Origin of the sequence: Dietzia psychralcaliphila (assembly GCF_003096095.1) — a bacterium.
In the GTDB taxonomy this organism is placed as follows: domain Bacteria; phylum Actinomycetota; class Actinomycetes; order Mycobacteriales; family Mycobacteriaceae; genus Dietzia; species Dietzia psychralcaliphila.
Genome location: NZ_CP015453.1, coordinates 2,793,409 through 2,812,302, shown reverse-complemented (window position 1 = coordinate 2,812,302; position 18,894 = coordinate 2,793,409). Strand labels below are relative to the sequence as shown.

General features: G+C 68.1%; 19 protein-coding genes and 1 tRNA gene. 18 read left to right on the top strand and 2 right to left on the bottom strand.

Features of this window, described 5'->3' with window-relative positions; genetic code table 11:
* Nucleotides 1-52 precede the first annotated feature (52 nt).
* The 6 genes from A6048_RS12935 (at nt 53) to A6048_RS12910 (ending at nt 4,105) form a co-directional block, all read left to right on the top strand.
* A tRNA-Trp gene (locus A6048_RS12935) sits at nt 53-125 on the top strand.
* 37 nt (nt 126-162) lie between these two features.
* The gene (gene secE, locus A6048_RS12930; protein ID WP_107746151.1) at nt 163-537 is read left to right on the top strand and encodes a preprotein translocase subunit SecE; all 375 of its coding nucleotides are present in this window, start codon (nt 163-165) and stop codon (nt 535-537) included.
* 63 nt (nt 538-600) lie between these two features.
* Nucleotides 601-1,500 (top strand): transcription termination/antitermination protein NusG, encoded by a 900-nt coding sequence (gene nusG, locus A6048_RS12925; RefSeq protein ID WP_107746153.1) that lies wholly within the window; start codon nt 601-603, stop codon nt 1,498-1,500.
* A 244-nt stretch (nt 1,501-1,744) separates the two neighbouring features.
* Entirely contained in the window at nt 1,745-2,182 is a 438-nt protein-coding gene (rplK, locus tag A6048_RS12920) for a 50S ribosomal protein L11 (protein WP_107746155.1), read from the top strand.
* A 90-nt stretch (nt 2,183-2,272) separates the two neighbouring features.
* Entirely contained in the window at nt 2,273-2,995 is a 723-nt protein-coding gene (gene rplA, locus A6048_RS12915) for a 50S ribosomal protein L1 (RefSeq protein WP_107746157.1), read from the top strand.
* A 174-nt stretch (nt 2,996-3,169) separates the two neighbouring features.
* Nucleotides 3,170-4,105 (top strand): beta/alpha barrel domain-containing protein, encoded by a 936-nt coding sequence (locus A6048_RS12910; protein ID WP_107746159.1) that lies wholly within the window; start codon nt 3,170-3,172, stop codon nt 4,103-4,105.
* Nucleotides 4,106-4,271: 166 nt separating this feature from the next.
* On the opposite strand, the gene A6048_RS12905 is transcribed toward A6048_RS12910, so the two are convergent.
* The gene (locus A6048_RS12905) at nt 4,272-5,450 is read right to left on the bottom strand and encodes a CaiB/BaiF CoA transferase family protein (protein ID WP_107746646.1); all 1,179 of its coding nucleotides are present in this window, start codon (nt 5,448-5,450) and stop codon (nt 4,272-4,274) included.
* A gap of 262 nt (nt 5,451-5,712) precedes the next feature.
* On the opposite strand from A6048_RS12905, the gene A6048_RS12900 reads away from it, so the two are divergent.
* Nucleotides 5,713-6,321: a TetR/AcrR family transcriptional regulator gene (locus A6048_RS12900; protein ID WP_327495053.1), complete on the top strand. Its 609-nt coding sequence runs from the start codon at nt 5,713-5,715 to the stop codon at nt 6,319-6,321.
* A 17-nt stretch (nt 6,322-6,338) separates the two neighbouring features.
* Here the strand turns inward: A6048_RS12900 and A6048_RS12895 are convergent, their stop codons facing one another.
* Nucleotides 6,339-7,325, bottom strand: a complete 987-nt coding sequence (locus A6048_RS12895; RefSeq protein WP_107746163.1) for a diacylglycerol/lipid kinase family protein — start codon at nt 7,323-7,325, stop codon at nt 6,339-6,341.
* 336 nt (nt 7,326-7,661) lie between these two features.
* Here A6048_RS12895 and rplJ point away from each other — a divergent pair, with 336 nt between their 5' ends.
* The 11 genes from rplJ to A6048_RS12840 all read left to right on the top strand — a co-directional run bounded on the left by rplJ (nt 7,662) and on the right by A6048_RS12840 (nt 18,885).
* Nucleotides 7,662-8,174 (top strand): 50S ribosomal protein L10, encoded by a 513-nt coding sequence (gene rplJ, locus A6048_RS12890; RefSeq protein ID WP_107746165.1) that lies wholly within the window; start codon nt 7,662-7,664, stop codon nt 8,172-8,174.
* A 61-nt stretch (nt 8,175-8,235) separates the two neighbouring features.
* Nucleotides 8,236-8,616 (top strand): 50S ribosomal protein L7/L12, encoded by a 381-nt coding sequence (rplL, locus tag A6048_RS12885; RefSeq protein WP_107746167.1) that lies wholly within the window; start codon nt 8,236-8,238, stop codon nt 8,614-8,616.
* A 190-nt stretch (nt 8,617-8,806) separates the two neighbouring features.
* Nucleotides 8,807-9,910, top strand: coding sequence for an ABC transporter ATP-binding protein (locus tag A6048_RS12880; protein ID WP_107746169.1), 1,104 nt, complete (start codon nt 8,807-8,809; stop codon nt 9,908-9,910).
* 27 nt (nt 9,911-9,937) lie between these two features.
* Nucleotides 9,938-10,768 (top strand): MlaE family ABC transporter permease, encoded by an 831-nt coding sequence (locus A6048_RS12875; RefSeq protein ID WP_107746171.1) that lies wholly within the window; start codon nt 9,938-9,940, stop codon nt 10,766-10,768.
* Nucleotides 10,768-11,625 carry an MlaE family ABC transporter permease gene (locus A6048_RS12870; protein ID WP_107746647.1) on the top strand — a complete coding sequence of 286 codons (858 nt, stop codon included), beginning with the start codon at nt 10,768-10,770 and terminating at the stop codon, nt 11,623-11,625. Before A6048_RS12875 ends, A6048_RS12870 begins: the two co-directional genes overlap by 1 nt.
* Nucleotides 11,622-13,058, top strand: a complete 1,437-nt coding sequence (locus A6048_RS12865) for an MCE family protein (protein ID WP_107746173.1) — start codon at nt 11,622-11,624, stop codon at nt 13,056-13,058. The genes A6048_RS12870 and A6048_RS12865 overlap by 4 nt, the downstream gene beginning before the upstream one ends.
* A complete protein-coding gene (locus A6048_RS12860) occupies nt 13,055-14,143 on the top strand; it encodes an MCE family protein (RefSeq protein ID WP_107746175.1) in 1,089 nt (362 codons plus the stop codon). Before A6048_RS12865 ends, A6048_RS12860 begins: the two co-directional genes overlap by 4 nt.
* Nucleotides 14,140-15,162: an MCE family protein gene (locus A6048_RS12855; protein WP_107746177.1), complete on the top strand. Its 1,023-nt coding sequence runs from the start codon at nt 14,140-14,142 to the stop codon at nt 15,160-15,162. Before A6048_RS12860 ends, A6048_RS12855 begins: the two co-directional genes overlap by 4 nt.
* Nucleotides 15,162-16,391: an MCE family protein gene (locus A6048_RS12850; RefSeq protein ID WP_107746179.1), complete on the top strand. Its 1,230-nt coding sequence runs from the start codon at nt 15,162-15,164 to the stop codon at nt 16,389-16,391. Before A6048_RS12855 ends, A6048_RS12850 begins: the two co-directional genes overlap by 1 nt.
* Entirely contained in the window at nt 16,388-17,644 is a 1,257-nt protein-coding gene (locus tag A6048_RS12845) for an MCE family protein (protein ID WP_107746181.1), read from the top strand. Before A6048_RS12850 ends, A6048_RS12845 begins: the two co-directional genes overlap by 4 nt.
* Nucleotides 17,641-18,885 carry an MCE family protein gene (locus A6048_RS12840; protein ID WP_107746183.1) on the top strand — a complete coding sequence of 415 codons (1,245 nt, stop codon included), beginning with the start codon at nt 17,641-17,643 and terminating at the stop codon, nt 18,883-18,885. Before A6048_RS12845 ends, A6048_RS12840 begins: the two co-directional genes overlap by 4 nt.
* Nucleotides 18,886-18,894 lie beyond the last annotated feature (9 nt).

The following is an 18,894-nucleotide window of genomic DNA, read 5'->3' as shown; positions in this document are numbered from 1 at the left end:
TCGTGCGGTCCGCGATTCGTGAGACGGCACGGGTGGCCGGGTGACCGGCCGAAGGGGCGTAGCTCAATTGGCAGAGCAGCGGTCTCCAAAACCGCAGGTTGCAGGTTCAAGTCCTGTCGCCCCTGCCCTTCCCGCCAGCCAAAGACGACCCGGAGGTAACGCGTGAGTCAGGATCGCGACGACGACGTCGACACCAGCGGCGCGCGCGATTCCGACGGTGCCGCCGGTCCCACCGGCGCCGCTGTTCCGACAGGCTCTGCTGTTCCGACAGGCAAAGCCGGCCGGGGCGACACCACCGTCGCCAGGCGTGTCCGCACCGACGCGGACACCGCGGAGGACTCGCGGGCCAACCGCGCCAATCCGTTCCAGTACATCGGGCAGGTCATCGAAGAGCTGCGCAAGGTCATCTGGCCGACGCGCAACCAGATGGTCACCTACACCATCGTGGTGTTCCTGTTCCTGATCTTCATGACCGCGCTGGTCTCCGGCGTCGACTTCGGCGCGGGCAAGCTCGTCGAGCTCGTCTTCGACCGCTGACACCTGCCGCTCGGGTCCGGGGCGAGATCCGGACCGCCGAACTTCGAGAGGACCGCAATTTCAGTGAGCGACATCGAGCAGAGCCCCGAGTCCGAGGACGTCGAGCAGAGCCCGGCTGCTGCCGAGCAGGCCGAGACCGAGGCCGATGCGGTGCTCGGTGACACGTCTGCGGACCCCTCCGACGCCGCGGTCCCGCCGACCGCCGAGGCCGTCGCGGACGCAGTCGCCGCAGTCGCGGGCTCCGACGACGCTGACGACGACGTGCGCGATGAGACCGACGGCGCCGAGGAGTCCGACGAGTCCGACGCGGAGGAGGCCCCCTCAGAGGAGGCCGCGCCCGCGATCGACCCGGTCATCGCGTTCAAGCGTCAGCTACGCAAGCTCCCGGGCGACTGGTTCGTCGTCCACTCGTACGCCGGATACGAGAACAAGGTCAAGGCCAACCTCGAGACCCGTGCGGTCACCCTCGGCGCGGAGGACAAGATCTACCAGGTCGAGGTCCCGATCGAGGAGTACACCGAGGTCAAGAACGGCCAGAAGAAGGTCGCCAACCGCAAGGTCCTGCCCGGCTACGTCCTGGTCCGCATGGATCTCGACGACGAGTCGTGGGGCGTCGTCCGCAACACCCCGGGTGTCACCGGATTCGTCAGCGCGACCGGCGGTGCGGCCGGTGCGCCCACTCCGCTCTCGCTGAGCGACGTCGCCAAGTTCCTCGCTCCCAAGCCGGAGAAGAAGGCCTCCACCCCCGGTGCCGAGGGCGACGGCGGACTGATCCCGCAGGCCGTCGAGGTCGAATTCAAGGTCGGCGAGTCGGTCACCGTCATGGACGGCCCGTTCGCCACCCTGCCCGCCAGCATCTCCGAGGTCGATCCGACCTCGCAGAAGCTCAAGGTGCTCGTCTCCATCTTCGGTCGCGAGACCCCGGTGGAGCTCGGATTCTCCCAGGTCGAGAAGATCGACTGACGGACGCGAGAATCCCGACGACCCGCCCCGCGCCTCCCGCGCGCGGCGGGTCTCGTCGTTTATCACCACTGGTCGGCTACCGATTAGTTGTTGAACCCCTGTTGAACGTAGAATCTACAAGGTTGCGCCTGCGCTACCGCATGCCCTTCCCGACGGGTCGGCCGGCGGAGAGCGGCGCACACGACAGTCGGCCTCCCACGTGTACAGCGTGGTGCCGAGATCCAGTCGAAGAATCAGGAAGACGATGCCTCCGAAGAAGAAGAAGAAGGTCTCAGGGCTCATCAAGCTCCAGATCAATGCCGGCGCCGCTAACCCGGCACCGCCGGTCGGTCCGGCGCTGGGTGCCCATGGTGTCAACATCATGGAGTTCTGCAAGGCCTACAACGCAGCCACCGAGAACCAGCGCGGAAACGTCGTGCCGGTCGAGATCACGGTCTACGAGGACCGTTCTTTCGACTTCAAGCTCAAGACGCCGCCGGCCGCCAAGCTCCTGCTCAAGGCCGCCGGCCTGCAGAAGGGCTCCGGCACGCCGCACTCCGCCAAGGTCGGCAAGGTCTCCATGGACCAGGTCCGTGAGATCGCGCAGACCAAGATGGAAGACCTCAACGCCAACGACGTCGACCAGGCCGCGAAGATCATCGCCGGCACCGCCCGCTCCATGGGCATCACGGTCGAGGCCTGACCTCCACCACCACACGCATCTGTGGGAGGGCAGCTCAGGCCCGCACCACACCCGACCGTCGCGTAGCCACGCGGCAGGAATGGAACTCACATGAGCAAGAACAGCAAGGCCCACAAGGCCGCAGCTGAAAAGGTCGACCGCAACAAGCTGTACTCGCCTCTGGATGCCCTGGCCCTGGCCAAGGACACCTCCTCGACGAAGATGGATGCCACCGTCGAGGTCGCCATGCGACTTGGCGTCGACTCCCGTAAGGCCGACCAGATGGTCCGCGGCACCGTGAATCTTCCGAACGGTACCGGCAAGACCGCCCGCGTCATCGTCTTCGCCGCGGGCGAGAAGGCCACCGAGGCCGAGGCCGCCGGCGCCGACGTCGTGGGCTCCGATGACCTCATCGAGAAGATCCAGGGCGGGTGGCTCGACTTCGACGCCGCGATCGCCACCCCGGACCAGATGGCCAAGGTCGGCCGTGTGGCCCGCGTGCTCGGCCCGCGTGGCCTCATGCCCAACCCCAAGACGGGCACCGTCACCATGGACGTGACCAAGGCCGTCAACGACATCAAGGGCGGCAAGGTCACCTTCCGCACCGACAAGGCCAACAACCTGCACTTCATCGTGGGCAAGGCGTCGTTCTCGACCGAGCAGCTCACGGAGAACTACCAGGCCGCGATCGACGAGGTCATGCGCCTCAAGCCGTCCTCCTCCAAGGGCCGCTACCTGCAGAAGATCACCATCTCCACCACGACCGGCCCCGGCATCCCGGTCGACCCCTCGGCGATCTCCAAGCTCCTCGAGGCGGGCACCGACTCCGAGTGAGTTGATTCCCGTGCAGTAGGGCCCCGCGACCGGTTTCCGGCGCGGGGCCCTTCTCGTCGGTGGCTTCTGGGCGCCGTCACCCCGCGGGTAGCGTCAACGGGGGCGCTCGCTGATCGCCCTCGGAGCTCACGACGCCGGACCTTGCGGCGGTTCGGCACGCGGAAGGACGACCCCATGACCACGCCATCCACCGGAGAAGTGTCGGTGCGCGACGTCGCACTGCGGGACGGCCTCCAGCTGACCGACGGGCGGCTGGGCACCGGCAGCAAGGTCGAGCTGGTCCGGACGCTGCTCCGGTTGGGCGTTCCCGAACTCGAGGTGGGCTCGATGGCCAGGCCGGACCTGGTGCCGGCGCTGGCCGACACGCTCGAGGTGATCGGAGCCCTGGACGAGGATGAGCGGGACCGCTGCTGGGTGTGGGTGGCCACCCCGGGTCACGTGCGCCGCGCAGCAGACGCAGGGGTGCGGCGATTCCAGTACTGCCTCTCGGTGACCGACCAGCACAACCGCGCCAACATCGGCCGGGACGCCGAGACGAGCATGGCCGCGCTGCCGCAGGCCGTGGAGGCCGCGGCCGCGGTGGGCGGCACCGTCCAGGTCTGCCTGGCCACCACCTTCACCTGCCCGCTCACGGGGCCCGTCGACCCCGATCGGGTCCTGGAGTTGATCGCCGATCCGCGGGGGGCGGGCACGGTGGATGTGGTCCTGGCCGACACGCTCGGACAGGCACATCCGCGACAGGTCGGCGAGCTCGTCTCGTCCGCGATCGGTCCTGCGGACGGTCGCCGCGTCGTCTTCCACGGGCACGACACGTGGGGGATGGGGGTGGCCAACTCCCTGGCCGCGGTGGCTGCGGGCGCGGGGATGATCGACTCGGCGCTGGGCGGCCTCGGAGGCTGTCCCTTCGCGCCCGGGGCGTCCGGCAACACCGCCACCGAGGACGTGCTGTTCGCCCTGCGCCCGGACTGGTTGGGTCCCGAGAACTTCCACGAGCTGGTCCGGGTCGGCGACCGGATGCTCGCCGAACTGGGTGAACGATCTCGCTCGCGGGCCTCGGCAGGAGCGCACGGCAACGGCCGTGAGTACGACTGGACGCTTCCGGCGACGTAACCGGTCGGCGTGCCTCCGCTACTCGTCGGGTGGTCACAGCTACCGGGGAACTGCCGAGCCGACCTGGGCACACGTTAACTGAATCGATCAGCTGTGCTCGCCTCGTCGTGGTGCTCGCGAGCGGCTCCGGCGTCGTGGCGCGCCGACAGCGCCGCCGCCCCTGCGACTAGATCACGCCACGGGCTGACAGGCCGGCGAGATGCTCGTCGTCCAGCCCGAGCAGTTCGGAGTAGACCACCCGGTTGTCCCACCCCGGCTCGGGGGCCCCACCGCGACGCACCGATCCGGGAGTGCCATCCAGGACCGGCACGACCCCGGGGCCGAGCACCGTGTCGTCCACCCCGGGCACGGTGTGCGGCACGAGCATCCCGCGTGCGAGGAACTGCTCGTCCCGCACCACGTCCGCGACGGTGTTGACGGGACCCACCACCACGCCCGCGGCCTCGAGGACCGTGGCGATCTCCCCGGCCGTGCGCTGGGCGGCCCAGTCCGCGATGATCTGATCGATCTCGTCCTGGTGGACCCCGCGCGCGGAGTGGTCGGCGAACCGGGGGTCCTCGGTGAGCTCGGGGCGGCCCATCGCCGTGCACAACCGACGGAAGACGGTGTCCTGGTTGGCTGCGATGATCACCCACAGCCCGTCCGAGGCCTGGTAGAGGTTCGACGGCGCGATCCCCTCGAGCCGGGTCCCGGACGGCCCGCGCACCACTCCCGCCGCGTCGTAGTCCGGGATCACCGACTCCTGAACGGCCAAACAGGACTCGGTGAGCGCCACGTCGACCACCTGGCCGCGTCCGGTGGTCGTGCGGGCGAGCAGTGCCGCCAGGACGCCCTGGACGGCGAACATCCCACCGAGTGTGTCGCCGATCGACAGCGCCATGCGCGGCGGGGGCCGGTCGGGGAACCCGTTGAGGTGGCGCAGCCCGGACACCCCCTCGGCCACGGAGGCGTACCCGGCTCGCGTGGCCTGGGGACCGGTCTGGCCGTACCCGGAGACGCGGCCGATCACCAGGCCGGGATTGATCTCGTGGAGCCGGTCCGGGCCCAACCCCCACTTCTCCAGGGTGCCGGGGCGGAAGTTCTCCACCACCACATCCGCGCGGGCGACCAGGTCCCGGAAGATCCCGGCGCCCTCGTCCGAGCGTAGGTCGAGGGTCACGGACTCCTTGTTGCGCGCGTGGATCGTCCAGAAGTGGCGGCGGCCGTCCCGCTCGCCCTGCCCCCACGTCCGCAGCGGGTCCGGTCGACCGGGGTCCTCTATCTTGACGACCCGGGCGCCCATGTCCCCGAGTAGCCGGCCGGCGAACGGTCCGGCGATGAGCGTGCCGAGCTCCAACACGAGCATGCCCGCCAGCGGCCCGGTCCTGGCCTGGTGCTCCGCCGCGGGGTCGGCGGCGCTGTCGGCGGCGCTGCCGGCCCCACTGTCGGCCCCACTGTCCGTCCGCTGGCTTCCGAAGTACTCCACGGCCCATACGGTACCCATCCTGAGCAGCGCGACGGCCGCCAGAGCGGCCGGTTGAGAGCGGCCGGTCGAGGGTCGGTCGTCCCGAAGCCGGCCGCGGTAGGAGTGTCCGGCCCGACGTAGGGTGGTTGATGATGACGACACGATGCGGCGGCGCAGACGCATGACCCAGGGATCCGCGTGGTCGGCCCGTCCGAAACCTCCCCGGACCGGGCGGCTGACGGCCGAGGAGTGGGCTCGGGCGGGGCTGGATCTGCTCGTGACCGAAGGGCGCGGCGCCGTCAAGATCAGCCGACTCTGCGCTCACTTCGGGGTGACGAAAGGCAGTTTCTACTGGCATTTCGCCGACTTCGACGCCCTCATGGCCGAGATCGCGCGACTCTACTTCTCCCAGGAGATGGACGCCGCCCGCGGTCTGGTCACCATGGAGGAGATGCCACCCGAACAGCGGCTCGAGTCGATGAGCGCCATGCTGGTCGAGTCCCGGGCCTGGGAGGGCGAGGCCGCCATCCGGGAGTGGGCCCGCGCCGACGAGACCGTGGCCGCCGCCGTGGGAGATCTCGACCAACGGATCCTGGGAGTGGTCCACGACGCGTTCGTCGAACTCGTGTTCTCGGAGCGGGACGCCCGGATCCGCGCGGGCGTCCTCGTGTACGCGGGGATCGGGTTCGTCTACGGTCGGTCGGCACTGCCGGTGCCGTCGGTCGCCGAGATCCACGACGTCCTGGCGCTACTGGTGCGCCGCGACGCCTGAGGACCCGTCGACCGGGGTCAGTGTGCGACCCGGACCGTGAGCCCCCGGCGCTTGATCCACGCGGAGAACTCGGTGACCGTTCCGCACTCCTCGCCGTCGATCTGGAACGACGCGGGCTTCTCCAGGATCCGGGCGGCGACACCCTCGCCCTGACGGAAGTCCAGCGGCCGGGTCTGGTGACGTTCCTTCCCCTCGACGCGGGAGGAGCCCCTCCTGAGGGCCGGTGTGAGCTGGTGCTGGAACGTGTGGTGGACCAGCACTGCTCCGGCCTGGGCCCACCCGAGTGCGCCCTTGGCACGCAGCGCCAGCACGTCGAGCAGTCCGTCGTCGATCACGGCGTCGGGCAGCAGGATCATGCCCGCCTGGAGCATCCCGCAGTTGGCCACCAGCAGGGTCCGGGCACGGGTGTGGATCTCCGGCCCGTCGTCGAGCGAGTAGTCCACCTTGATCCGGTGGCCCCGCAACAGTGTGTTGGCGAACGCTCCCACGTAGGCGAGCCATCCCACCCGGGCCTTGAGACCGTCGTGGGTCCCGGCGATCATGTCGGCGTCCATGCCTGCACCGAGCATGACGAGGAAGACGTCGTCGTGGGTGTTCCCCTCGCCGTCGGTGTACCTGACCAGTCCGAGATCGACCCCCCGGCTCCGGCCGCTCATCGCCACGCGGACGGCGCGGTCAACGTCGTCCAGGGGGATGTCCAGGTTCCGGGCGAGCAGGTTGCCGGTTCCAAGCGGGACCACGCCCATGGGGATCCCGGTACCGACGAGACCCTGGGCGACCGAACGCACCGTGCCGTCGCCACCGCACGCGATCACCAGCCCGACACCACTCTCGGCGGCCTCTGCGGCCTGACCCACACCCGGATCCTCCTCGGTGGTCTCGTAGAACACAGGATCGGTCCAGCCGTGCAGGGCCGCCCTCTCGGCGGTGCGACGACGAACCTCATCGACTCCGGCCTTGATGGGGTTGTATATGACGGCGACGCGGGACGAGGCGGGGGGCACGGCACAACAGTGTCAGAAACACGCCCGACCCGCCATTCCCCGGTGGCCCGCCGATTTGGCGGCGGCGACCCGCCGCCTATACCCTGATGGGGAAGTTTGAACGCCTGACGGCTCGCCCCGTCGGGCACCTGATCAAGTTTCACCGAAGACCGCAGGTCACCGCTCCCGCCGGGGGCGGTCGAAGTGTCCGGGAGCGCCCGGACGGCCCGCGCAGGAGAACACCGGTCAGTGTAGGAAATGGCACGTCACAGTGCCCGCCTCCTCCACGCCCCGTGCCGCCTGCGCCCGGGGCGTTCGTGCATTTCCCGGCAGTGAGAAGCAGAGAGGAGGCGAAACATGGCAAAGCCCGCAAAGGTCCAGGCCGTCGAGGAGATCAAGGAGCACTTCCAGAACTCCACCACGGCCGTGGTCACCGAATACCGCGGACTCTCCGTTCCGCAGGTCACCGCGCTGCGCAAGGCCCTGGGTGACTCGGCCACGTACACCGTGGCCAAGAACACCCTGGTCAAGCGTGCGGCGAAGGAAGCCGGTGTCGAGGGTCTCGACGACCTCCTGACCGGCCCCACCGCCATCGCGTTCGTCACCGGTGAGGTCGTGGACGCCGCCAAGGCGCTCAAGACGTTCACCAAGGACAACAAGGCGCTCATCGTCAAGGGTGGTGTCATGGACGGCGCCACGCTGTCCGCCGCCGAACTCGACAAGATCGCCGAGCTCGAGTCCCGCGAGGTCCTCCTCGCGAAGATGGCCGGTGCGCTCAAGGGCAACCAGGCCAAGGCCGCCGGCCTGTTCAACGCGCCCGCCTCGCAGCTGGCACGTCTGTTCGCGGCGCTCGAAGACAAGAAGAACTGACACACCCCACACGCTTCCGGTGTCGTATGACGGTGCCGGGACCAAATGAAAGGACGCCACCATGGCGAAGCTCAGCAACGACGAGCTGCTCGAGGCCTTCAAGGAGATGACTCTTCTCGAGCTCTCCGAGTTCGTGAAGCTGTTCGAGGACACCTTCGAGGTCACCGCGGCCGCTCCGGTCGCCGCCGCGGCCGCCGCCCCGGCCGCCGCCGAGGCCGCCGCCGAGCAGGACGAGTTCGACGTCGTCCTCGAGTCGGCCGGCGAGAAGAAGATCGGCGTGATCAAGGTCGTCCGCGAGATCGTCTCGGGCCTGGGCCTCAAGGAGGCCAAGGACCTCGTCGAGTCCGCTCCCAAGGCGATCATCGAGAAGGCCGACAAGGAGTCCGCCGAGGCTGCCAAGACCAAGCTCGAAGAGGCCGGCGCCAAGGTCTCGCTCAAGTGATCTGACGCACCACGTCTCCTGTGGGGCGGTCCGGCGATGTCGCCGGACCGCCCCACAGGCATTTCTGCAGGTCGGTCCGACGAGGTTCGTTGCGATACATTACTTATCGGTATGTAACGAAGCACGCGCTCCAAGCGGTAGTTTACAGTGACCGTGGCCACAGATGATGGCTGCAGTGAGGAGTGGTGACGTGGGTATCGAGATATCTGTCGAGGGACTGACCAAGTCCTTCGGATCGCAGAAGATCTGGGAGGACGTCTCGTTCACCCTTCCCGAGGGGGAGGTGAGCGCGCTCCTGGGTCCGTCCGGCACCGGTAAGTCGGTGTTCCTGAAGTCGCTCATCGGGCTCCTGCGGCCCGAGCGCGGCCAGATCATCATCGACGGCACGGACATCCTCCAGTGCACCGCCAAGGAGCTCTACGAGATCCGGAAGCTGTTCGGTGTCCTGTTCCAGGACGGCGCGCTCTTCGGGTCGATGGACCTCTACGACAACGTCGCCTTCCCGCTACGCGAGCACACCCGCAAGTCGGAGAGCGAGATCCGGGACGTCGTCATGGAGAAGCTCGAGCTCACCGGTCTCACCGGTGCGGAGGGCAAGCTCCCGGGTGAGATCTCCGGCGGTATGCGCAAGCGCGCCGGCCTCGCCCGCGCACTCGTGCTGGACCCCGAGATCATCCTGGTCGACGAGCCCGACTCGGGTCTCGACCCGGTCCGCACCACCTACCTCGCGCAGTTGTTGATCGACATCAACGCTCAGATCGACGCCACCATCCTCATCGTGACGCACAACATCAACCTGGCACGGACCGTGCCGGACAACCTGGGCATGCTCTATCGCAAGAAGCTCGTCATGTTCGGACCGCGCGAGGTCCTGCTGACGAGCGAGGAGCCCTCGGTCCGTCAGTTCCTCCGCGGATCCAAACTGGGTCCGATCGGCATGTCCGAGGAGAAGGACGACGCGCAGATGCGCGAGGAGCAGGCGCAGGCCGACGCAGGTCACAACGACGGCTCCCCGGGCGAGGACGAGGTGACCGGGGTCCCGCCGCAGATGCAGCCGACCCCCGGCGGTCCCGAGCGCAAGGGCGAGATCCGCCGTGAGAAGCGGGTGGCCGAGATGATGGACACCCTCCCCGACAGCGCGCAGGAGGCCATCCGGGCCGAGTGGGCGTCCCGCGGCCACGGCGGCAACGGCAAGCACGCCGCGGCGGCGACGGCCGGTGCCACCACCAGGGGCACCGGGGACAGCGCATCGACGACAGGCATCGACGACCACTACGGGTCCGACGAGAACTGAGGACACCGGAGAGGTCGGGGGAAGTAAATGGCGGAGGGTGCGACTCAGCAACCCAAGGTGAGGACCGGTGTGTCTCCGGCGGACGTGGGTGGTGGCGTCCGGAGTGCAGCCGGTGAGGCGGGCAAGGTGTTCCGTCTCTTCCTCGAGGTGATTCGTGGGATCTTCAGGAGGCCGTTCCAGTTCCGGGAGTTCATCAGTCAGTCCTGGTTCATCGCCTCGGTCACGATCCTGCCGTCGGCGCTGGTCGCGATCCCCTTCGGGGCGGTCGTGGCGATGCAGACCGGATCGCTGGTCCAACAGCTCGGAGCAGAGGCGTACACAGGTGCGACGGGCGTTCTCGCCGTCGTCCAGCAAGGCGCGCCCCTGGTGACCTCACTGCTGATCGCCGGCGCCGCCGGTTCAGCCGTGGCCGCCGATCTCGGTGCCCGGACCATCCGTGAGGAACTCGACGCCATGCGGGTCCTCGGGATCGACCCGGTCCAGAGGCTCGTGGTCCCGCGCGTACTCGGCATGATGCTCGTCGCCGTGCTGCTCAACGGCCTCGTGTCCATCGTCGGGATCGCCGGCGGTTACGTGTTCAACATCCTGTTGCAGGGCGGCACCCCGGGCGCCTACCTCATGTCCTTCGGTGCGCTCGCGCAGCTGCCCGACTTCATCATGTCCTCGTTCAAGGCCCTGGTGTTCGGGCTCATCGCCGGCGTGGTCGCCTCGTATTGCGGAATGAATCCCAAGGGTGGGCCCAAGGGGGTCGGCGACGCCGTGAACCTCGGAGTGGTCCTGACCTTCCTCCTACTGTTCTTCGCCAACCTCATCCTCACTGCGATGTACCTGCAGATCGTTCCGCCGAAGGGGTCATGATGGCGATATTCACCGACGTCGGGCCCACCAGGGCCCGGCTCCGGGCCCTGGTGCGCGGCCCGGTCAGCTCGTTCGACAGTCTGGGTGACCAGCTCGCGTTCCACCTGCGGGCGATCCGCTGGATCCCGCAGACTCTCGTGCATTACCGGAAAGAGGTCCTGCGCCTGATCGCCGAGGTGACCTTCGGCGTGGGCGTGCTCGCGGTCCTCGGCGGAACCATCGGCGTGATCGTCATGATGAGTGGGTTCACCGGTGTCGTCGTGGGACTCCAGGGCTACGCCGCGCTGGACCAGATCGGCAGTTCGGTCCTGACCGGCTTCCTCTCGGCGTACGTCAACACCCGTGAGGTCGCGCCGCTGGTGGCCGCGCTGGCGCTGTCGGCGACCGTCGGGTGCGGTTTCACCGCCCAACTCGGCGCGATGCGGATCTCCGAGGAGATCGATGCGCTCGAGGTGATGGCCATTCCCAGCGTGCCGTATCTCGTGACCACGCGGATCATCGCCGGGTTCATCGCCGTCATCCCGCTGTACGTGGTGGGCTTGCTGTCATCCTATCTGGCGACACGGGGCGTCAATACGATGCTTCAGGGCCAGTCCACGGGCTCGTTCGACCACTACTTCCATCTCTTCCTGCCACCGGAAGACGTGATCTATTCGTTCATCAAGGTGATCATCTTCGCGTTCGTCCTGGTGATGATCCACTGCTTCTACGGGTTCACCGCCTCCGGTGGTCCGGCTGGCGTCGGCGTGGCGGTGGGCCGCGCGGTCCGGACGACGATCGTCGTGGTCGCGATTCTCAACTTCTTTGTCGGACTCGCCCTCTGGGGCACAACCACGACGGTGCGGGTGGCGGGATGAACGAGCTTTCGACCGTATCCAAGCGCTTGCTGGCCGCGCTGTTCCTCGTCATTGTCCTGGCGTTCGTCGGCACCACCATCGCCATCTACAACCGTGCGTTCACGACCTCGGACAGTGTCACGATGATCGCGGACGACATGGCGTTCTCCCTGCCCAACGACGCCGACGTCAAGGCGCGCGGCGTCCTGGTCGGACGCGTCTCCGGGGTCGAGCCCGAGGGGGACAAGGTCCGCGTGAACATGGAGTTCGATCCGGCGTTCATCGACCAGCTCCCGGCCAACGTCAACGGCAGGATGCTTCCCAAGACTCTCTTCGGCGAGAGGTACGTCGACCTGGGTTTCCCCGAGCAGCCCGTGGGGACCATCGAACCCGGCGCCACTATCGAACAGGACACTCGCGGTAACGCGGTCGAGCTGGGCCGGGTCCTCGACGGTCTGCTCCCGGTTCTGGAGGCCGTCCCGCCGGAGAAGCTCGCCGGCACACTCGGGGCACTCAACCAGGCCCTGTCGGGCCGGGGCGACGAGATCGGGGCGAGCCTGGTGGAGATCGGCCAGGTGTTCGACGGCATCACCCAGGAGATGCCAGCACTGGAGGCGGGGCTCGAGGATCTCGCGACCTTCTCGCAGACCTATTCGGAGGCGTTGCCCGATCTCATCCATGCACTCGACGCCCTGCGCACGACCGGTGATACCGTGATCCAGCGGCGCACCGACATCGCGGACGGGCTCCAACGGATCAGCACCTCGGCGGAGGTCCTCACCGGCTTCCTCGCCGCCAACCGCTCGGACCTCATCGCCCTCGCCGCCGACTCCCGGACCTCGCTGGAGTATCTCGCCGAGTACTCCCCGGCGCTGCCGTGCACGGTCGAGCAGTTCATGATCGCGCTGGATCGCTCCGACGCGATCCTCGGCGTCGATTCCCCGAACCCGGGCATCCGCGTGACCATCGAGATCGCCAACCCCAAGGGCCGGTACGTCCCCAACCAGGACGAGCCGCGGTTCTTCGACACCCGTGGACCGCGGTGCTACGAGCCGGCAGTGCAGCCGCAGAACTTCGGCTCGGCGCCGGGCGGCGCCATCGCCGACGGCGCCTACCAGCCGCCCACCCGCAATCCCGGGCCGGCATTCATCCCGACCCTCCCCAACCCGCTCGACCAGGACGGTCCGGTCCCCGGGCTACGGACCCGCGGGTCCGTACCCGCCGCCCCGGGTCGGGCCGTCCCCGAGCAGCCCAACCTGCCGTTCCCCTCGACCGTCACCGCGGGGCAGGACAGGGACGTCATGGCGATGGCCTACGCGGGATCACCGCTGGAGACCGACACCGTCCGCACCGTTTACGGAGTCGCCACCGACCGCGACGCGGGTGAGATCCCCGCGTGGATCGGCGGGATCGGTGCTCCTGCTCTCCGCGGGGCGGAGGTGAGTTTCCGATGAGCACCAAGATCAAGGCTCTCTTCCGAGGGGGCGTCCTGGGATCGTTCGTCAAGCTGGCGATCTTCGTGGTGGTCACCATCCTGCTGAGCACGGTCCTCGCCACCACCATCCGCGGTGGCACCCGCGAGGCCGGGACCGAGTACTCGGCGATCTTCTCCGACGTGACGATGCTCGAGGAGGGCGACGACGTCCGGATCGCCGGCGTCGTGGTGGGTCACGTGACCGGCTTCGAGATCCACGACCGGGACCAGGCAAGGGTGGACTTCACCATGTCCGGTGACCGCACGCTGCCGGCCAACGTCCACCTCTCGCTGCGGCTACGCAACATGATCGGTCAGCGCTACATGAACATCAGCCGTGAACCCGGGCCAGTGGCGCCGATGATGCCGGAGGGGACGACCATCGGAATCGAGAACACCTCGCCCGCCGTGGACCTCACGGCGCTGTTCAACGGTTTCAGGCCGCTGTTCACCACATTGCAGCCGGAGGACGTCAACGCACTCGCGGACTCGCTCGTCCGTGTACTGCAAGGCGAGGGCGGGACCGTCGCGAACCTGGTCCAGCAGACCGGGCAGCTCACCAACCACCTCGCCGACCGTGATCAGGTGATCGGGGAGGTCATCGACAACCTCACCCGGGTCCTGCAGACGATCAACGAGCGGGACGTCCAGTTCCAGCAGCTCGTGGTGACCACCAGGCAGCTGGTGGAGGGACTCGCCGAGGAGCGCGACGCGATCGGTAGCTCGCTCGACTCGATAGCCGATCTGACGTCCTCCGCGGAGAACGTGGTCACCGCGACCCGGCCGAGCGTCACCGAGTCGCTCGATCACCTCAAGCTGGTCACGGACGACATCACCGCCAACCGGGACACCCTCAGCACGGTTCTGCAGAACATGCCGGTCAAGACCGACAATCTCATCCGGATGGGGTCGTTCGGGTCGTGGTTCCAGTTCTATCTCTGTGGACTCGACGTGGTGAGCGGTCCGGGTACCAACGTGCCCAACCTCCTGCCGAGCGGCGGCCCGACAGTCAATCACCCGGTGTACACCAATGTGGCGCCCCGGTGTCATGGGGGGATCTCATGAGTAAGCGCAGGCCGAGCGAACCCAGGTTCGGGAACGCCACGATCGGCGCGGTCGGTGTGGTGGTGATCCTGGTTCTCACCATGACGGCGTTCAGCCTGGACTCGTTGCCCTTCGTGGGTGCCGGGCCCAAGTACTCGGCGCACTTCTCCGAAGCGGCCGGGCTGACCGACGGCAACGAGGTCCGTGTGGCCGGCGTCAAGGTCGGTGTGGTGACGGACGTCGAACTCGACGGGGACAAGGTCGTCGTGGGCTTCCGGACCAAGGACGCATGGCTCGGGGACGACACGCGGGCGAGCATCCAGGTCAAGACCGTCCTGGGCCAGAAGTACCTCGCACTCATCCCGGCGGGGAACGGCGAGTTGGACCGATCCGAACCGATCCCGCTCGACCGCACGGTGGCGCCCTACGACGTGGTCACCGCGTTCTCCTCGGCCGCCGAGACACTGGACCAGATCGACGACGCGAAACTCGCCGAGAGCCTGGACACGCTCACCGACGCGATGCAGGCCTCACCCGAAGAGTTCCGCGGAGCGGTCGACGGCGTGGCCCGGTTGTCCCAGACGCTGTCCAGCCGCGACGCCGAACTCCGTGAGCTGCTCGAGGCCACCAGGACCAGTTCGGCGATCCTCGCGGAGCGCAACGAGGACTTCCGGAGGCTCATCGTCGGGACCGGTCAGCTCCTGGGCGAGCTCAACGGCCGCTCGGAGGCGCTCAAGCTCGTGTTGGCCTCCACCCGTGGTCTGTCGATCGAGCTCCGGAGGTTCGTCGCGGAGAACGAGGCCGAGTTCGGGCCGACCCTCGACAGCCTGGACTCCGCGCTGGCGGTCCTCACCGACCACGAGGAGGAGCTGAAGAAGTCGATCCACAACCTGGCGCCCTTCTACCGGCTCTACGCCAACTTGCTGGGCACCGGTCGCTGGTTCGACTCGGTGGTCACCAACCTCGTCCCGCCGGGCATCCCCGAACCGCCCTTCTATCCCGGCGCCCGCGCACCGGCCCGACAGAGTGGGATCAACTGATGCACAAGAAGCTGCCGTACTGGCTGGTCGCGCTGCTCCTCGTCGTCGTCGTCGCGATCGTGGCGGTCACCTACCTCGCCGTCACGCGGATGGGTCGGACCACCATCACCGCGACCTTCCCCTCGGCCGTCGGCGTCTCGCAGGGCACCGACGTCCGGATCCTCGGGGTGACCGTCGGCTCCGTCGACGAGGTCACCCCGATGGGCGACACCGTCGAGGTCAAGCTGCACGTCAACAGGGGTATCGAGGTCCCCGCCGACGCCAAGGCCGTCCAGGTGACCCCGTCGGTCATCCCGGACCGCACCATCCAGCTCCTCCCCGCGTACTCGGGAGGGCCCGTCATGGAGTCCGGGGCGCACATCCCGCTCGAGCGGACCGCGACGCCCGTCGAGGTGGACAAGCTGTACGCGTCGGTCAAGGACCTCACGGACGCCCTCGGGCCCGACGGCGCCAACAAGGACGGCGCCCTCGACCGGTTCGTGACCACGTCCGCCGACACCCTCGGTGGCAACGGCGCGGCACTCGGACGGTCGATCGACGAACTGTCCAAGGCCGCCACGACGCTGGCGGACTCGAGCCAGGACATCAGCGAGACCGTGGTCAATCTGCAGTCGTTCGTCACCATGCTTGCGCAGAACGACGCGCAGGTGCGCGAGTTCAACACCCAGATGGCGACGTTCAACCGGACCGTGTCGGGTCAGCGGGAGGACCTCCAGGGGGCCCTGGGTGAACTCAGCTACGCGCTCGCCGACGTGGCCCGGCTGGTTCGCGACAACCAGGACGTGATCCGGAGCAACGCGGACCGGCTGGTGACCCTCAGTCAGATCACCGTCGACCAGCGCGACGATCTCGAGGAGATCCTCAAGACGGCTCCGCTGGCCCTGTCCAACCTCATCGGCGCCTACGACTCCGAGTCGGGTTCCCTGTCGCTGCGCGCGAACCTGCCGGAGAAGCAGGACCCGGCCGGCGTCCTGTGCTCACTCATGACGCTGAGCCGTCTCAACCCGGGGGACGAGATGCTGAGGGAACTGGACAACCTGCGTCGCGCTGACATCCAGGCCTGTGAGGCGCTCGCGCCGGAGCGCAACCGCGAACTCCGGGCCTCCAACCCCGACCTGCCGCTCGGCATCCTGGCAGGCGAGATGAAGCAGTCGATCCCAGTCCCCGGGACGGTTCCGGGCAACTACGGCTGGCCGATGACGCCCGCCTCGGAAGGGGGTCGGGGATGAGCCGACACACAGTTCCCGTCGTCAACCGCAGAATCCGTGCCCTCGGCGTCGCCGCCGTGGTCACCGCGCTGGTGTCCGGCTGCTCCATGGACCTCGAGGACTACACGCTGCCGGGCGGTGCCGACGTGGGGGACGACCCCATCACGGTGGCCGTCCAGTTCGACGACGTGCTCGACCTGGTCCTCCAGTCCAGCGTCAAGGTCAACGGACTCGACGCCGGACGCGTCTCGGGCGTCTCGCTCGCGGAGGACGGGTGGACGGCGCGGGTGGAGATCATCCTGCGCGACGACCTCGACCTGCCCTCCAACGTGGAGGCGTCGATCCAGCAGACCAACCTCCTGGGGGAGAAGTTCGTCCAACTGACCCCACCCGAGGACGAACCGCCCGCCGGCAGGTTGTCCGACGGCGATGTGATCTCGACCTCGAACAGTCGGACGGCCACGGACATCGAGCAGGTGCTCGGTGCACTCTCGCTGCTCCTCAACGGCGGCGGCGTGGACCAGATCCAGCCGATCGTCGCGGAGCTGCGCGCGGTGACCGACGGTCGCGAGGAGGGGCTCACCGAGACCCTGCGCTCGGCGGACGAGCTCATCTCCGGACTCAACCGTCAGCGCGACAGCATCACCGATGCACTCGAGGGCGTCAATCTGATGACGGCCCGCGCCAACGACCAGCGGGAACAGATCCAGGCCGCTCTCGACGAGCTGCCCGCCGGGGTGGCGGTCCTCGAGGAGCAGCGCCCCCAGCTAGTGGAGATGTTGCGCCGGGTCGACGCGCTCGGGCAGGTGGGATCCGACATCCTGCTCACCAGCCGGGAGGACATCATCGCGGACCTGCGATCACTGCGTCCGGTGCTGCAGTACCTGGGTGAGTCGACTCCGGAGCTCATCGACCTTGTCGGGTTCGTCCCCACCTTCCCCTTCCCCGACGCGTCGATTCAGACGAGCGTCGGCGGCTCGGCGAACGTGTTCCTCTCCGTGGATGCGACGATCTCCGAGACGCTCCGTAACCTCGGCGCGAACCAGGGTGATCCGGTGCCGATCTACCCGAACACCACGAGTGGCCCGTACAACGTCGACCCAGGCAACCCCTGGGTGAACGGAAACGGCCCCGACAGGCGGACCACCATCGTCCTGCCGCTGTTGCCCATCCCGCCGATCATGGACCGGGCGGTCACGCCCAGGCCCGCGCCGGGTACCTCGGAGTTCTCCGAGAACTACCTGCCTGAACCAGGGGAGCCCGGATACCAGTGAGCAAGATACTCAAGACCCAGCTCATCGCCTTCTGCGTGATCGCAGCAGTGGGGATCAGTTACGTCGGGGCCAACTACGTGCGGCTGCCCTCGTTGTTCGGGATCGGTCAGTACCAGGTCTACCTGGACCTGCCCGATACCGGAGGTGTGTTCACCAACGCGGCGGTCAACTACCGCGGCACCCCCGTCGGGCGAATCGGCGAGCTCTCGCTCACCGACGACGGGGTCCGGGTCGAACTCGACCTGGATTCCAGTGCTCCGGACATCCCGGCGGACACCGTGGCCGTGGTGGCCAACCGCTCCGCGATCGGCGAGCAGTTCGTGGACCTGCGGCCCAACTCCTACTCCGAGCCGTATCTGCAGGACGGTGACGTGATCAGCGCGGGCCGCGAGGCGTTGCCGGTACGCGTGGAGGACCTGCTGGCCTCGGTCGACGAGCTGTCCCGGTCGGTGCCGCTCGACGACCTCGAGGTGATGGTCGACGAGTTGGGTACCGCGATCGAGGGTCGGGGACCGCAACTCCAGCGACTCTCGGACTCCCTCATCCGCATCTCCGATTCCGGGATCCGCACCATGCCGCAACTGCAGGCCCTCATCCGGGACGGGGCGACCGTCCTCGACACCCAGGCCGACCAGTCCGCGGAGATCATCAGCTTCTCCCGCGACCTGCGTACGGTGACCGAGGCCCTGCGTGACTCCGACTCCGACCTCGAGCGTCTCATCACCACCGGGCCCGAGTTCGCGGACGAGACGCGGTTCCTGGTGGAGAACTCCGGCGAGCCGCTCACCCGGACCATCGGGAACCTGTCGACCACCATGAAGACCGTGGACCCGCTCGCGCCGTCGTTCAAGGTGCTCCTGCAGTTGCTGCCGGCCCTGGCGGCCGGCGGCCTGTCGGTGGCACCGGGCGACGGCACCATCCACTTCGGTCTGGTCCTGGAGATGGACAACCCCACGCCGTGTACCCAGGGTTATGAAGGCACCTGGGACATCATCAACCAGATCAGGGCGCAGGACCCGTCATTCGACCCGCAGGAACAGAACTTCCCGCCGAACTACGACGCCGAGTGCACGGTTCCGCTCGGCAGCCCCACCGCCGTGCGCGGCGCCGACCGGGTCGAGTACGCCTACCCGGGCGTCACGCAGCCCTGGGACGCCAAGCCCAAGATCGACCCGGACCGGTTGAACCTGTCCGTGGCCGCCGAGCAGCTCGCGGTCCTGCAGGGACTGATCCCGCGGTGACCGGGCGAC